11 protein-coding genes and 4 tRNA genes are annotated in these 15,004 nt (G+C 61.0%); 2 read left to right on the top strand and 13 right to left on the bottom strand.

Features of this window, described 5'->3' with window-relative positions; genetic code table 11:
- Window positions 1-51 precede the first annotated feature (51 nt).
- From BMH52_RS00735 to leuC, 3 genes are all read right to left on the bottom strand, one after another.
- Entirely contained in the window at window positions 52-816 is a 765-nt protein-coding gene (locus BMH52_RS00735; RefSeq protein WP_073842552.1) for a class I SAM-dependent methyltransferase, read from the bottom strand.
- Between the two features lie 64 nt (window positions 817-880).
- Entirely contained in the window at window positions 881-1,525 is a 645-nt protein-coding gene (leuD, locus tag BMH52_RS00730) for a 3-isopropylmalate dehydratase small subunit (protein WP_003192559.1), read from the bottom strand.
- Window positions 1,526-1,535: 10 nt separating this feature from the next.
- On the bottom strand, window positions 1,536-2,954 hold the full coding sequence (gene leuC / locus BMH52_RS00725; protein WP_003192562.1) for a 3-isopropylmalate dehydratase large subunit: 1,419 nt from the start codon (window positions 2,952-2,954) through the stop codon (window positions 1,536-1,538).
- 140 nt (window positions 2,955-3,094) lie between these two features.
- Here leuC and BMH52_RS00720 point away from each other — a divergent pair, with 140 nt between their 5' ends.
- A complete protein-coding gene (locus BMH52_RS00720; protein WP_014719162.1) occupies window positions 3,095-3,985 on the top strand; it encodes a LysR family transcriptional regulator in 891 nt (296 codons plus the stop codon).
- A 66-nt stretch (window positions 3,986-4,051) separates the two neighbouring features.
- Window positions 4,052-7,330 (top strand): EAL domain-containing protein, encoded by a 3,279-nt coding sequence (locus BMH52_RS00715; RefSeq protein ID WP_073842550.1) that lies wholly within the window; start codon window positions 4,052-4,054, stop codon window positions 7,328-7,330.
- Window positions 7,331-7,339: 9 nt separating this feature from the next.
- Here BMH52_RS00715 and BMH52_RS00710 read toward each other — a convergent pair whose 3' ends face one another.
- The 10 genes from BMH52_RS00710 to uvrB all read right to left on the bottom strand — a co-directional run bounded on the left by BMH52_RS00710 (window position 7,340) and on the right by uvrB (window position 14,743).
- Window positions 7,340-8,299 (bottom strand): tRNA-dihydrouridine synthase, encoded by a 960-nt coding sequence (locus tag BMH52_RS00710; protein ID WP_073842548.1) that lies wholly within the window; start codon window positions 8,297-8,299, stop codon window positions 7,340-7,342.
- Window positions 8,300-8,354: 55 nt separating this feature from the next.
- Window positions 8,355-8,789 (bottom strand): thioesterase family protein, encoded by a 435-nt coding sequence (locus BMH52_RS00705; protein ID WP_020300953.1) that lies wholly within the window; start codon window positions 8,787-8,789, stop codon window positions 8,355-8,357.
- Window positions 8,790-8,827: 38 nt separating this feature from the next.
- A complete protein-coding gene (locus BMH52_RS00700) occupies window positions 8,828-9,661 on the bottom strand; it encodes an alpha/beta hydrolase (RefSeq protein WP_019820855.1) in 834 nt (277 codons plus the stop codon).
- 15 nt (window positions 9,662-9,676) lie between these two features.
- Window positions 9,677-10,216, bottom strand: coding sequence for a TetR/AcrR family transcriptional regulator (locus tag BMH52_RS00695; protein ID WP_014719166.1), 540 nt, complete (start codon window positions 10,214-10,216; stop codon window positions 9,677-9,679).
- 184 nt (window positions 10,217-10,400) lie between these two features.
- Window positions 10,401-10,476, bottom strand: a tRNA-Glu gene (locus BMH52_RS00690).
- A gap of 81 nt (window positions 10,477-10,557) precedes the next feature.
- Window positions 10,558-10,633 (bottom strand) — tRNA-Ala (locus BMH52_RS00685).
- Window positions 10,634-10,683: 50 nt separating this feature from the next.
- Window positions 10,684-10,759 (bottom strand) — tRNA-Glu (locus BMH52_RS00680).
- Between the two features lie 79 nt (window positions 10,760-10,838).
- Window positions 10,839-10,914, bottom strand: a tRNA-Ala gene (locus tag BMH52_RS00675).
- A 147-nt stretch (window positions 10,915-11,061) separates the two neighbouring features.
- On the bottom strand, window positions 11,062-12,543 hold the full coding sequence (gltX, locus tag BMH52_RS00670) for a glutamate--tRNA ligase (protein ID WP_019820852.1): 1,482 nt from the start codon (window positions 12,541-12,543) through the stop codon (window positions 11,062-11,064).
- A 184-nt stretch (window positions 12,544-12,727) separates the two neighbouring features.
- On the bottom strand, window positions 12,728-14,743 hold the full coding sequence (gene uvrB, locus BMH52_RS00665; RefSeq protein WP_003192575.1) for an excinuclease ABC subunit UvrB: 2,016 nt from the start codon (window positions 14,741-14,743) through the stop codon (window positions 12,728-12,730).
- Window positions 14,744-15,004 lie beyond the last annotated feature (261 nt).

The raw sequence follows: 15,004 nt of genomic DNA, 5'->3' as shown, positions 1-15,004 counted from the left end.
GTTCCTCATTTCATCAAGCGACCCGCCCGTGGGCAGGTCGGGAAAAATCAATCAGCGTTCGGCGAAGACCACCAGCACATCGGTGCTGAAGGTGCCGTCGGCTTGAATGTCGTAATAATCGCGCACTTCCTGGCCCATCGCCTGTTGCAGCTCAAGGATTGCCGCACGCAATACCTCTGGCGTGCGCATGCGCTCGACCCACGAGGTGTATTCCAGGCGCAAGCGCTGGCGACTGCTGTTGCGCACGTGCAGGCCAGCCTCACTCAACTGGCGCATCCACTCGGCGCCGGAGTAATCACGCACGTGGCTGGTGTCGCGCAGCACTTCGACGGTTTGCAGGTAAGTGTCCAACAGGGGGCTGCCCGGTGACAAGACATCCACAAATGCCGCCACGCCGCCCGGCTTGAGCACCCGGCGCACTTCACGCAGGGCCAGGCCGAGGTCGCTCCAGTGATGGGCCGAATAACGGCTGAATACGAAGTCGAACTCACCCTCGGCAAAGGGCAAGCGCTCGGCGGCGCCGTGCACGGTGCGGATGTTGGCCAGGTTGCGGTCCTTGGCGGCGGCAGCCACCACGTCAAGCATCTGCTGGGAGAGGTCGTAGGCCACCACTTCTTTGACCAGAGGCGCCACCTGGAAGCTGACATGACCTGCGCCGCAGCCCAGGTCCAACAGTCGTGCAGCGCCCTGCCCGGCCAGCTCGGCCTGTAGCACAGCGAATTCGGTGCCCTGGGCGTGTACGGCGCTGCTCAGGTAGGCCGAGGCTTGCTCGCCGAATTGTTTTTGCACGACTTGGGAGTGGGCGGTGGTGGTCATGATGTTGTCCTTGAATGTGGGAGCGGGCTTGCTGCGCGAAGAGGCCAGACCTGCTTACATCAAATCAGGCATCGCGAAACAACCAGGGCTGGCTCGCCCGGTGTTTGGCTTCAAACGCGGCAATCGCATCGCCGTCCTGCAAGGTCAGGCCAATGTCATCCAGGCCGTTGATCAGGCAGTGCTTACGGAAGGCATCCACTTCAAAGTGGTACACCTTACCGTCCGGGCGGGTCACGGTTTGCGCGGCCAGGTCCACCGTCAATTGGTAGCCGACATTGGCCTCCACTTGCTGGAACAACTCGTCCACTTCTGCGTCGCTCAAGATGATCGGCAACAGGCCGTTCTTGAAGCTGTTGTTGAAGAAGATATCGGCGTAGCTCGGCGCGATGATGCTGCGAAAGCCGTACTCTTCCAGGGCCCACGGCGCGTGTTCACGGCTGGAGCCGCAACCGAAGTTTTCCCGGGCCAGCAACACGCTGGCACCTTGGTAACGCTCGGCGTTGAGCACAAAGTCCTTGTTCAGGGGGCGCTTGGAGTTGTCCTGGTAGGCGTAGCCCACGTCCAGGTAGCGCCACTCATCGAACAAGTTGGGGCCGAAACCGGTGCGCTTGATCGACTTCAAAAATTGCTTGGGGATGATCTGGTCGGTGTCCACATTGGCACGGTCCAACGGCGCTACAAGGCCTGTGTGTTGGGTAAAAGCTCTCATCGGGTTTTCCTCAGATCAATTCGCGAACGTCGATGAAACGACCGTTGACGGCAGCAGCGGCGGCCATGGCCGGGCTCACCAGGTGGGTACGCCCACCCGCGCCCTGACGCCCTTCGAAGTTACGGTTGGAGGTCGATGCGCAATGCTCGCCCGACTCCAGGCGGTCCGGGTTCATCGCCAGGCACATCGAGCAGCCCGGCTCCCGCCATTCAAAACCGGCTTCGAGGAAGATCTTGTCCAGCCCTTCGGCTTCCGCCTGGGCTTTAACCAGCCCGGAACCTGGCACCACAATGGCTTGCTTGATAGTCGAGGCCACCTTGCGGCCCTTGGCGATCACCGCCGCGGCGCGCAGGTCTTCGATCCGCGAGTTGGTGCAGGAGCCGATAAATACACGGTCCAACTGGATATCAGTGATCGCCTGATTGGCGGTCAACCCCATGTATTTCAAGGCGCGCTCGATGGAGCCGCGCTTGACCAGGTCGGCCTCTTTGGCCGGGTCCGGCACGTTCTGGTCAACGGCCAAGACCATTTCCGGCGAAGTGCCCCAGCTGACTTGCGGCTTGATCTGCGCAGCGTCGAGTTCGACCACGGTGTCGAACACCGCATCGGCGTCGGAGACCAGGTCTTTCCAGGCTTCGACGGCGGCGTCCCAATCGGCGCCTTGCGGCGCGAAGGGGCGACCTTTGACGTATTCGACGGTTTTTTCGTCCGCCGCCACCATACCCACGCGGGCACCGGCTTCGATGGACATGTTGCAGATGGTCATGCGGCCTTCAATGGACAGGTCGCGGATAGCACTGCCGGCGAACTCGATGGCATGGCCGTTGCCGCCTGCGGTGCCGATCTTGCCGATCACAGCCAGTACGATGTCCTTGGCGGTCACGCCAAACGGCAATTGGCCTTCGACGCGTACCAGCATGTTCTTCATTTTCTTGGCCACCAGGCACTGGGTGGCAAACACGTGCTCCACCTCGGAAGTACCGATGCCGTGGGCCAGAGCGCCGAACGCACCATGGGTGGAGGTATGAGAGTCACCGCAGACCACGGTCATGCCCGGCAAGGTTGCGCCCTGCTCCGGGCCGATGACGTGGACGATGCCTTGGCGCACGTCGTTCATCTTGAATTCGGTGATGCCGTATTCGTCGCAATAGTCGTCAAGGGTCTGCACCTGCAACCGCGAGACCTGGTCGGCAATGGCTTCGATGCCGCCTTTGCGCTCAGGAGTCGTCGGCACGTTGTGGTCCGGCGTGGCGATGATGGAGTCGACGCGCCAAGGCTTGCGCCCGGCCAGTCGCAGGCCTTCGAACGCTTGGGGCGAGGTCACTTCATGGATGATGTGACGGTCGATATAGATCAGCGACGATCCATCATCGCGACGTTTCACTTCATGGGAATCCCAAAGCTTGTCGTAAAGCGTTTTGCCGGCCATCAGTCGGTCCTCATCAGCGGTGCTTCTATACGCCGGGCTTTTCAATAACCCTTTGGCTTGTGAGGCTGATGGTATGGCGCTACATTAAATAACTCAAATTCATATTTTTTATGCTTTGGATTACCAACTGGAATAGCACCATGGACCTGGCCAACCTCAACGCCTTTATCGCCATCGCCGAGACCGGCAGCTTCTCCGGCGCCGGCGAACGCCTGCACCTGACCCAGCCGGCCATCAGCAAGCGCATCGCCGGTCTGGAACAACAATTGAAGGTACGACTGTTCGACCGCCTGGGCCGCGAAGTCGGCCTGACCGAGGCCGGGCGGGCCTTGCTGCCCCGCGCCTATCAAATCCTCAACGTGCTGGACGACACCCGCCGGGCCCTGACCAACCTCACCGGCGAAGTCAGCGGCCGCCTCACCCTGGCCACCAGCCACCATATCGGCCTGCACCGCCTGCCACCGATTCTGCGCACCTTCACCCGGCAATACCCGAATGTGGCACTGGATATTCAGTTTCTGGATTCAGAAGTGGCCTACGAAGAAATCCTCCACGGCCGTGCGGAAGTCGCAGTGATCACCCTGGCGCCAGAGCCCCACAACCTGGTACGCGCCACCCGGGTGTGGGACGACCCGCTGGATTTTGTGGTGGCGCCGGAACACAGCCTGATCAGCAACGGTTCCGTCAGCCTGGCGGATATAGCCGGGCATCCGGCGGTGTTTCCCGGAGGCAATACCTTTACCCACCATATTGTCAGCCGCCTGTTCGAGGCGCAGGGCCTGATGCCCAATATCGCGATGAGTACTAACTACCTGGAAACCATCAAGATGATGGTCTCCATCGGTCTGGCCTGGAGTGTGTTACCACGCACCATGCTCGACGATCAGGTGGCAAGTATCGCTTTGCCGGGCATACAGCTCAGTCGCCAGCTAGGCTATATCGTGCACACCGAAAGGACGCTGTCGAACGCTGCGCGGGCTTTCATGAGCCTGTTGGATGCACAGGTCGATCTGCCAGGGTTATCGGCATGACACCGTGCGGGCCAGGGGTTTGGGTCAAACCGCGCGGTTTTCTCAATGAGCCAAGGCCCTTTGATAATGCGCAACCCTGTTGACCCGGTACCCCCCCTGCCCCGCATCTACGCCCTGGACCCTCAAGCGGCGGAACAAAGCTGGGACAGCGCCCCGCAACTGCTGGCGGCCCTCAATGCCGCGCGGCTGGGTGCCTGGTGCTGGGAAATCGACACAGGAAGAATCAGTTGGTCACGGGGCACCCAGGCGCTATTCGGCTTTGACCCGCGCCAGCCTCTGCCCAAGGACCTGGACTACCTCGACCTGCTGGCCCCGCAAGACAGCGCGCGGGTGGTGCGCGGCTTTCATGCGGTGCTCGCCGGAGAGCCCTTCGACCGCGCCATGCACCACCGCATCCAATGGCCCGATGGCAGCCTGCACTGGCTGGAAATCAGCGGCAACCTGGCCCCCGACAAAGCCGGACGGCGACGCATGATCGGGGTGATCCGCGAGATCACCCACCAACGCGACCGTGAACATGCCCTCAGCCATTCGGAAAAGCGCTTCGCCACACTCTTCCACCTGTGCCCGAACATGGTGCTGCTGACGCGCCAGGCCGACGGCTTGATCAGCGAAGCCAACCAGTATTTCGAGATGCTGTTCGGCTGGCCAGTGGCCGATGCCATCGGCCGCACCACCCTGGAACTGGGCCTGTGGCGCCATCCGGAACAGCGGGCTCTGCTGGTCAAGGCCACCCAGCGCAAAGGCGAACCCATCACCATGGAAGTGCAGTTCTGCGCCAGCAACGGCCAGATCCATGACGGCACCCTCAGCGCACAAAAGGTCGAACTGGACGGCGAGGCGTACCTGATCAGCACGTTCCTGGACACCACCGAACGTAAAAACGCCGAGCAAGCACTCAAGGACAGCCAGGAGCGCCTGGACCTGGCTCTGGATTCCGCGCAACTGGGCACCTGGGATTGGCACATCCCCAGCGGCATGCTCTACGGCTCGGCGCGTGCCGCCCAGTTGCACGGGCTGGAACCCGCGCCGTTCCATGAATCCTTCGATGCGTTTTTTGAGGGCATGTCCGATGAAGACCGCGAGGGTATGCGCCATGCGTACCGCAGTTTGCGCGAAGGCCCGGACGGCAACTATCAGTTGACCTACCGCGTGCAAATGGAAGACGGCAGCCCGCGTTACCTGGAGAGTCGCGCACGCCTGTATCGCGATGAGTCAGGCAAGCCCCTGCGCATGGCCGGCACCTTGCTGGATATCACCGACCAGGTCGAGCGCGAGCAACGGCTGACCGCCTCGGAGGAAAAGTTCGCCAGCCTGTTCCAGGCCAGCCCCGACCCGATCTGCGTCACCTGCCTGGACAGCGGCGCGTTCATCGAGATCAACCCGGCGTTTACCCAGACGTTTGGCTTTACAGCCGCCGAAGTACTCGACAAAAGCGCCGAACAAATCGGCCTGTGGGACGACTCCAGCAAGCGCCTGCAACGCATCGAGCAGGTGATTCGCGAGCAGGCCCTGAGCAATGTGGCCATCGTGGTGCATCACAAGGACGGCCAAAGCCTGACTTGCATGATTTCCAGCCGTTTAATCAAGGTCAGCGACCAGCCGTGCATCGTCACCACGCTGCGCGATATTACCCAACAGCAACGCTCGGAAGCCGCACTCAAGGCCAGCGAAGAGAAGTTCGCCAAGGCGTTCCACTCCAGCCCCGATGCGATTTCCATCACCGAGCGCGACACCGGCCGCTATGTGGAGGTCAACGATGGCTTTTGCCGCCTGACCGGTTACCGCACCGAAGAGGCCATCGGCCTGACCCTGTACCAGATCGGCATCTGGGCCGACGAAAACCAACGCGCCGCACTGTTGGCCGAGTTGCAGATCAAGGGGCGCATTCACCACCTGGAAATGCTCTGGCGCAACAAGCGTGGCGAGGTACTGGCGGTGGAGGTCTCGGTGGAGCCGATCACCTTGAATGAAACCCCCTGCCTGCTGCTGACCGCACGGGATGTGAGCCTATTGAAGAACGCCCAGGCACAAATCCGGCACCTGGCCTATCACGACCCGCTGACCAACCTGCCGAACCGCGCACTGCTGATGGACCGCCTGAGCCAGCAGATCGCCCTGCTCAAGCGCCACAACCTGCGCGGCGCCCTGCTGTTTCTGGACTTGGACCACTTCAAGCACATCAACGACTCCCTCGGCCACCCCGTTGGCGATACCGTGTTGAAAATCGTCACCGCGCGCCTGGAAGCCAGCGTGCGCATGGAGGACACCGTGGCGCGCTTGGGCGGCGATGAGTTTGTGGTATTGCTCAGCGGCCTGGAGGGCACCCGCCAGACGGTCAGCAGCCAAGTGCAAGCGCTGGCCGATACCCTGCGCGAATTGCTCTCGGAGCCGATGTTTCTCGACGGTCATCGGCTGCAGGTCACACCCAGCATCGGCGTGGCACTGATCCCCGACCACGGCACCACACCCGCCGATTTGCTCAAGCGCGCCGACATCGCCCTGTACCGCGCCAAGGACTCCGGGCGCAACACCACGCAGATGTTCCACAACAGCATGCAAAGAACCGCTAGCGAACGCCTGCGCATGGAGACTGACTTGCGCCTGGCCTTGTCACGCGGCGAATTCAGCGTGCATTACCAGCCCCAGGTGGATGCGCGCGGCAACCGGATAGTCGGCGCCGAGGCCCTGGTGCGCTGGCAGCACCCACAATTGGGCGCGCAGTCACCGGCGGAATTTATCAAGGTATTGGAAGACAGCGGCCTGATCCTGGAGGTCGGCACCTGGATTCTCGATGAAGCCTGCGGCGCCTTTGCCCAGTTGATTGCCGATGGCCTGGTAGACCCGCTCAATTTCAGCCTGTGCGTGAATATCAGCCCCCGGCAGTTTCGCCAGAACGACTTTGTGGAACGGGTGGAGCACAGCCTCAAGCAACACGGCCTGCCGTTCAGCCTGCTGAAACTGGAAATCACCGAAGGCATCGTGATCCAGAACCTGGACGATACCGTGGTGAAGATGCGTCGCCTGAAAAAACTCGGCGTGAGCTTTGCAATGGATGATTTCGGCACCGGCTACTCATCCTTGACCTACCTCAAGCGCTTGCCGGTGGATGCGCTGAAGATCGATCAGTCGTTCGTGCGCGATGCGACCCACGACCCCAATGATGCAGAAATCATCCGCGCCATTGTGGCCATGGCGCGCAGCCTGAACCTGGAAGTCATCGCCGAGGGGGTGGAAACCCTGGAGCAACTGGCGTTCCTGCAAAAGCTCGGCTGCCATTTATTCCAGGGCTATTTGCACAGCCGACCGTTGCCGATCGAGGGGTTCAGGCAACTGCTGGAGTAAGGCTGCCGGTTAAACGGCTGTTGGATGCGGCATGCCCAGCAGGCGGCTGACTTGGCCCAAGTCCGTCTCGCGGCGCAGGGCCGTGAACAACTCCACTGCCTCCGGGTAGTTGCGCGTGAGCATCGCCAGCCACTGTTTCAAGCGGCCGGGCGCCTGCTTTTCCGTGAGTTGCGCCACCGACTGGCGCCAGAACTCCTGAAGCATCGGCTGCATCTGCGCCCAGGTCATCTCGACCACGTCTTCGCCGGCCTTGGCCGCCACAATCTGCCGCGCCAGGTCGGGCCGCGCCACCAGGCCACGGCCCAGCATGATGTCTTCGGCGCCGCTGATTTCGCGGCAGCGCTTCCAGTCTTCGACGCTCCAGATATCGCCATTGGCAAACACCGGCACCTTGACCACGTCCTGCACCCGCGGGATCCATTCCCAATGGGCCGGCGGCTTGTAGCCATCGGCCTTGGTGCGCGCATGCACCACGATATGCGCCGCGCCGCCCTCGGCCAGGGCCGTGGCGCACACCAGCGCGCCATCCGGGCTGTCGAAGCCCAGGCGCATCTTGGCGGTCACGGGAATATGCGCCGGTACGGCACGACGCACATGCTCGACGATCTGGTTGAGCAGCTCCGGCTCCTTGAGCAGCACCGCGCCACCTCGGGATTTATTCACGGTCTTGGCCGGGCAACCGAAGTTCAGGTCGATGACCTCAGAGCCCAGCTCACAGGCCAGGGCGGCATTTTCCGCCAGGCACACCGGGTCAGAACCGAGCAACTGCACCCGCAACGGCACACCCGCCGCCGTGTGGGCACCGTGCAGCAGTTCAGGCGCGAGCTTGTGGAAATAGGCAGGCGTGAGCAGGCGGTCGTTGACCCGGATAAATTCGGTCACGCACCAGTCGATACCGCCCACGTGGGTCAACACGTCCCGCAGGATGTTGTCGACCAACCCCTCCATGGGCGCCAAAGCAATTTGCATGGAAAACACTCAACAAAAATCGTGGCGCAGTTTACTGGGTTTCCCGCGGCAACCGTTAACCCCCTGTCAGGGCGGGGCCGTAACCTTCAATAAACTCGGCGGGCATGCGCTTGGGCTTGCCGCTGGACAACTCAATACATACGAAGGTTGTTTGCGCGCGCAGCAGGGTCGCGCCGTCACGGGGGCGTACCAGTTGGAAACGGCGGGTCATCTTCAGGCGCTGGTCCCAGTCGACGATCCAGGTGGCCAGTTGTAACTCATCGCCCTCATAGCCTGCCGCCAGGTAGTCGATCTCATGGCGTACCACGGCCATGGCGCGGTCGAGGCGGCGGTATTCGGTGAGGTCCAGCCCCAGGCGCTGGGAATGGCGCCAGGCACAACGCTCCAGCCATGAGACGTACACCGCATTATTGGCGTGCCCCAGGCCGTCGATGTCCTCAGCCGCAACCTGCAGATCGATGATGAACGGCGTTGCCAAATCCCAGCCCATGCCTTGCTCCAGTCGATTGATGTCGGCGGGGCAGTGTATCAGGCGATCTGGCGCTCCTGTAGACGGCAGCCGGCCAATAGGGCGAGCACAGCATCGATGACCTGCGGGTCGGCGAGCACTTTCTGGTGGCCGCCCTGCTCCAGGCGCAGCAGGCGGCTGTCGAACCAGGCTTCGTGAATGGCTTGAGCCGCCCTGACCGGAACAAAGGTGTCGTCTTCGGCGTGGACGATCAGGCCGGGAATGTTCAGTTGGTAGTGGGCCACGTCCAAATGCTTGAGCGCCATGCCCATGCTCAACTCCACCTCTTGGATAAAGGCTGAGCGCGCCCGTGGCGGCAAGCCGACCATGCGGGTGAACCCGCGTAGCACATCCAGAAAGCGCGACGGTGCGGCAATGCTGACCAATGCCTGCGTACGCAACCCCAACTGCACCGCCAACATCGCACTGGCGCCGCCCATGGAATGGCCGACCACCGCATACAGCGGCGGCAGCTCGGCCGCCGCCTCAAGCATGGCGCGGGCAAACAGCAGTACATGGGCTTCACGCCCTGGCGAACGGCCGTGAGCGGGACCGTCCAGGGCAATTACCGAATAGCCGTTGTCGACCAACGCCGTGATCAAGCTAGCGAACTGGGTGGGCCGGCCTTCCCAGCCATGCATCAGCAGCACCGCCGGGCCATGCCCCCATCGCAACGCCGACAGGCCGAAACGCAGGGTGATGCGCTCCGACTGGGCCAACAGCGGCAACTCCCAGTCACGCGGCGGCAGATCGCGCGGGGTCATGAAGGTGCGACGCATCTTGCTGGCGACCGCATGCGGCGCAAGGCGCCCCACCGTGCCATTGAAACCACGAACCCAGGTCAATGCGCCCATCTCGCGTCCCCTTTTTCAGCGTACCGCCGACTTGGCCGCACGTATCACCCGATCCGATAACTCGCCCGGCCCCAGCGCCCGCGCCAGGGTCAGCCCCCCGACCATCAAGGCCATGTCCGCCAGGGCTTTGTCGATCTCTTCAGGGCTGCCGGCCAGTTGCGCAGCCATCAACTCGACGTGCTCGTTCAAGACCTCGCGAAAAGCGTCCGGTAAGCGCCCCATCTCCCCCACCGTCGCGGGCAACGGGCAGGCCTGGGTCGTGGAGTCGCGGTGCTTGCGTGACAGATAAAACGCGGCGACCAACGTGCGGCGCTCTTCGCCGGTCAGCTGGTCATCCAAGTCATCGATGGAGGCGCGGCGCTGCGCCAACAACTGGTTGAACGCTTCCAGCATCAGTGCGTCTTTGCTTTCAAAGTGCGCGTAGAAGCCTCCTACCGTCAGCCCAGCCGCCCCCATCACTTCGCCCACACTGGGCTCAGCCGGGCCACGCTGGATCAACGCCGCGCTGGCAGCCTGCAAAATACGTTCGCGGGTTTGCGCTTTTTTATCGCTCATCGTAGCCTCCGTCTCTCATGGGTTTAATATTATTACCATAATAATATTTGGCAAGCGACAAGCACGACCGCCGGTCAGAACAGAAAAATGGGTAATAAAGGAGGGAATTGGCCAAACGCCAGACAAACAAAAGGGCCATTCAATAATTGAATGACCCTTAAAAATCCCGCAGAGCGGGTAATCGTGGCGTCCCCTAGGGGACTCGAACCCCTGTTACCGCCGTGAAAGGGCGGTGTCCTAGGCCACTAGACGAAGGGGACACAAACCTTCTATACAACTGATCAGCGCTGAGAACTGATCGATTCAAGGACGGTGTGGCCGGAACCTTGAACCTGTAAAATTGGTGGAGCTAAACGGGATCGAACCGTTGACCTCTTGCATGCCATGCAAGCGCTCTCCCAGCTGAGCTATAGCCCCGGATTTTTCGTCTCGCGACGCAGCAGACCTTTCGAGCTGCTTGTTGAAACTGGCGTCCCCTAGGGGACTCGAACCCCTGTTACCGCCGTGAAAGGGCGGTGTCCTAGGCCACTAGACGAAGGGGACAAAACCTTCTGTACATCTGATCAGAGCTGAGACCTGATCAATTCAAGGACGGTGTGGCCGGAACCTTGAACCTGGAAATTGGTGGAGCTAAACGGGATCGAACCGTTGACCTCTTGCATGCCATGCAAGCGCTCTCCCAGCTGAGCTATAGCCCCTCATCGGTGAGGACGGGGCGAATCTTAATGGCGGTTTGGGAACGTGTCAAATTTATTTTCAACAATTTCCAAAATTTTTTGCCGGGATAACAATCACTTACCGACGAAACCCCGAAAAACCGGGGTTTCGTGCCCTAAGCGGCCTGCTTAAGCGATAGCGCCCAGCAGCTTTTCCCATTCCTTGTTTTCTTTCTTCGATACACCCCCAAGCAAATCAAGGGCTTGGCGTAGACGGAAACGAGTCAAGTCCGGGCCGAGAATTTCCATCGCATCAAGCACCGACACCGAACTGGCCTGCCCGGTGATTGCGGCAAACATCAGCGGCATGGCATCGCGCAGTTTTAGCTCCAGGGATTCCACCACCGCCTGGATGGTCGCGGTGATCGCATCCTTCTCCCACTGACGCAGGCTTTCAAGCTTCCACAGAATCAACTGCATCAGCTGGCGCACCTGATCACCGGAAAGCTTCTTGGACTCGAACAGCTTGGGATCGGGATTCACGCCACCAGCAAAGAAGAAACTGGCCAAGGGTGCGACCTGGCTGAACGTCTCTACCCTGCCCTGCACCAACGGCGCAATTTTCATCATGTACTCGGGGTTCAATGCCCACTGCTGCACACGGGAGGCAAACTCCTCCACGGGCAAGTCACGCAGCCACTGACCATTGAGCCACGACAGCTTCTCGATATCGAAGATCGGCCCACCGAGGGAGACGCGGGACAGGTCGAAGTTGTCGACCATTTCCTGCAGCGAGAACTTCTCGCGCTCGTCCGGCATAGACCAGCCCATGCGACCCAGGTAGTTGAGCATCGCCTCAGGCATAAAGCCCATGCGCTCGTAGAACGTCACCGACGTCGGGTTCTTACGTTTGGACAGCTTGCTCTTGTCCGGGTTACGCAGCAGCGGCATGTAGCACAGCTGCGGTTGCTCCCAGCCGAAGTATTCGTACAGCAGGATCAGTTTCGGCGCCGATGGCAGCCACTCTTCGCCGCGCAGCACATGGGTGATGCCCATCAGATGGTCATCGACCACGTTGGCCAGGAAGTACGTCGGCAAGCCGTCGGTCTTCATCAGCACCTGCATGTCCATGCGGTCCCACGGGATTTCGACGTCACCGCGCAGCATGTCCGGCACCACGCATACGCCTTCGCTTGGCACTTTCATACGAATGACGTGAGGCTCACCGGCGGCCAGGCGCGCAGCCACTTCTTCCTTGGACAACAGCAGCGCACGGCCATCGTAGCGCGGAGTTTCGCCACGGGCCTGTTGCTCGGCGCGCATCTGGTCCAGTTCTTCGGCGGTGCAGAAGCACGGGAAGGCATGGCCCATATCGACCAGTTGCTGGGTGTACTGCTTGTAGATGTCGCTGCGCTCGCTCTGGCGATACGGGCCATGCGGGCCGCCGACATCCGGACCTTCAGCCCAGGTAATGCCCAACCAGCGCAGGGCATCGAAAATCTGCTGTTCGGACTCACGGGTGGAGCGCAGTTGATCGGTGTCTTCGATCCGCAGGATGAACTCACCGCCATGCTGCTTGGCAAAGCAGTAGTTGAACAGGGCGATGTAAGCAGTACCGACGTGGGGATCCCCAGTAGGCGATGGCGCAATGCGCGTGCGGACGGTGGTCATGGCAGGTCTCGAATGGGCGATATAACTGAAAATTGAAACAAGGGGCGAATGGTAACAGCCTGGGTGATTTCTGGAAAACCGAGGCGCGGCCATCGCAGGCAAGCCAGCCCCCACATTGACCGTGTTCACAGATCAATGTGGGAGCCGGGCTTGGCCGCGATGAGGCCAGCCCAATCTACGCAAATCAAACAGCCAACAGACGCTCACGCAACTTGCCAATCTCATCACGCGTCTGCGCCGCCGCTTCAAACTCCAGATCCCGCGCCAGCTGGTACATTTTTTCTTCCAACTGCCGAATCCGCTTGGTGATCTCACTCGGCGAGCGCAGTTCGTTCTCGTACTTGGCACTTTCCTCGGCAGCCTTGGCCATGCCCTTGCGCTTCTTGCTGCGCGAGCCTGGCACGGTGGCGCCTTCCATGATGTCGGCAACGTCCTTGAACACGCCCTTGGGGGTGATGCCGTGTTCCAGGTTGAACGCGATCTGCTTGTCGCGACGACGCTGGGTCTCGCCAATCGCACGCTCCATGGAACCGGTGATGCGGTCCGCATACAGGATCGCCCGCCCATTGAGGTTCCGCGCCGCTCGGCCGATGGTCTGGATCAGCGAGCGTTCGGAGCGCAGGAAGCCCTCCTTGTCCGCATCCAGGATCGCCACCAGCGACACTTCCGGCATGTCCAGGCCTTCGCGCAGCAGGTTGATCCCCACCAGCACATCAAAGGTGCCCAGGCGCAGGTCGCGGATGATTTCCACGCGTTCCACAGTGTCGATGTCCGAGTGCAGGTAACGCACGCGCACGCCGTGGTCGGCCAGGTAATCAGTCAAGTCTTCGGACATGCGCTTGGTCAGAGTGGTGACCAGCACCCGCTCTTCCAGGGCCACACGCTTGTTGATTTCCGAGAGCAAGTCGTCGACCTGGGTCAGCGCGGGGCGGATTTCGATTTCCGGGTCCACCAGGCCAGTGGGACGTACCAGTTGCTCGATGACGCGGCCCGCGTGCTCGGCTTCATAGTTGCCGGGCGTAGCGGAGACGAAGATGGTCTGCGGGCTGATGGCTTCCCACTCGTCAAAGCGCATCGGCCGGTTGTCCAGCGCCGACGGCAGGCGGAAACCGTATTCCACCAGGGTTTCCTTGCGCGAACGGTCGCCCTTATACATGGCGCCCACCTGCGGCACGCTGACGTGGGATTCGTCGATCACCAGCAAGGCGTCCGGCGGCAGGTAGTCATAGAGCGTCGGTGGCGGCGCCCCGGAGTCACGGCCCGACAGGTAACGCGAGTAGTTTTCGATGCCGTTGCAGTAACCCAGTTCCAGGATCATCTCCAGGTCGAAGCGAGTGCGCTGCTCCAGGCGCTGGGCTTCCACCAGCTTATTGTTGGAGCGCAAGTATTCCAGGCGCTCGGCCAGTTCGACCTTGATGCCCTCGATGGCGCCCATCAAGGTTTCGCGTGGGGTCACGTAATGGCTTTTGGGGTAGAAGGTGAAGCGTGGCAGCTTGCGGATCACTTCACCGGTCAACGGGTCGAAGGCTGACAGGCTTTCGACCTCATCATCGAACAGCTCGATGCGAATCGCTTCCAGGTCGGATTCCGCCGGGTAGATGTCGATCACATCGCCGCGCACCCGGAAGGTGGCGCGGGCAAAATCCATGTCGTTACGGGTGTACTGCAAGCTCGCCAGGCGCCGCAGCAATTCGCGCTGGTCGAGTTTGTCACCACGGTCGACGTGCAGCACCATCTTCAGATAGGTTTCCGGGCTGCCCAAGCCGTAGATGCACGACACCGTGGTGACGATGATCGCGTCTTTGCGCTCCAGCAGTGCCTTGGTGGCCGACAGGCGCATCTGCTCGATGTGGTCGTTGATCGACGCATCCTTCTCGATAAAGGTATCGGACGACGGCACATAGGCTTCGGGCTGGTAGTAGTCGTAGTAGGAAACGAAATACTCCACCGCGTTGTTCGGGAAGAACGCCTTGAACTCGCCATAGAGCTGCGCCGCCAGGGTTTTGTTCGGCGCCAGCACCAGGGTCGGGCGGTTGGTCTGGGCGATCACGTTGGCGATGCTGAAGGTCTTGCCGGACCCGGTCACCCCAAGCAGCGTCTGGTGCGCCAGGCCGGCTTCAATGCCTTCGACCATCTGACGAATGGCTTCCGGTTGATCGCCGGCGGGTTCAAAACGGGTAACGAGCTGGAAATCCGACATAACGTACCTCGTGAAGTCACCCCAGACTCGACACCGCCAGGGACGAAATAGCTCAGCAACCCGCGAATAATCATCGCAGGTTGCAGGAAAAAACCATGATAGCTGTAGAAGTGGTGTCAAATGTGACGGGTTTCAAGGCCGTCGTCCTACGCGACCTTGCTCGCCAATGTTGCAATAAGACTAACGGTCAGCAAATAAACCGAAAAACATGGCCGAAAAGCCGTTTCCGTTGTCGCTCTCAGCCGTGATGGCCTCTATACT

The sequence above is a fragment of the Pseudomonas sp. BTN1 genome (assembly GCF_001907715.1).
Lineage (GTDB): Bacteria > Pseudomonadota > Gammaproteobacteria > Pseudomonadales > Pseudomonadaceae > Aquipseudomonas > Aquipseudomonas paracarnis.
Note: the sequence above shows the minus strand (reverse complement) of the source record. Positions and strands in the feature narration are given on the sequence as shown.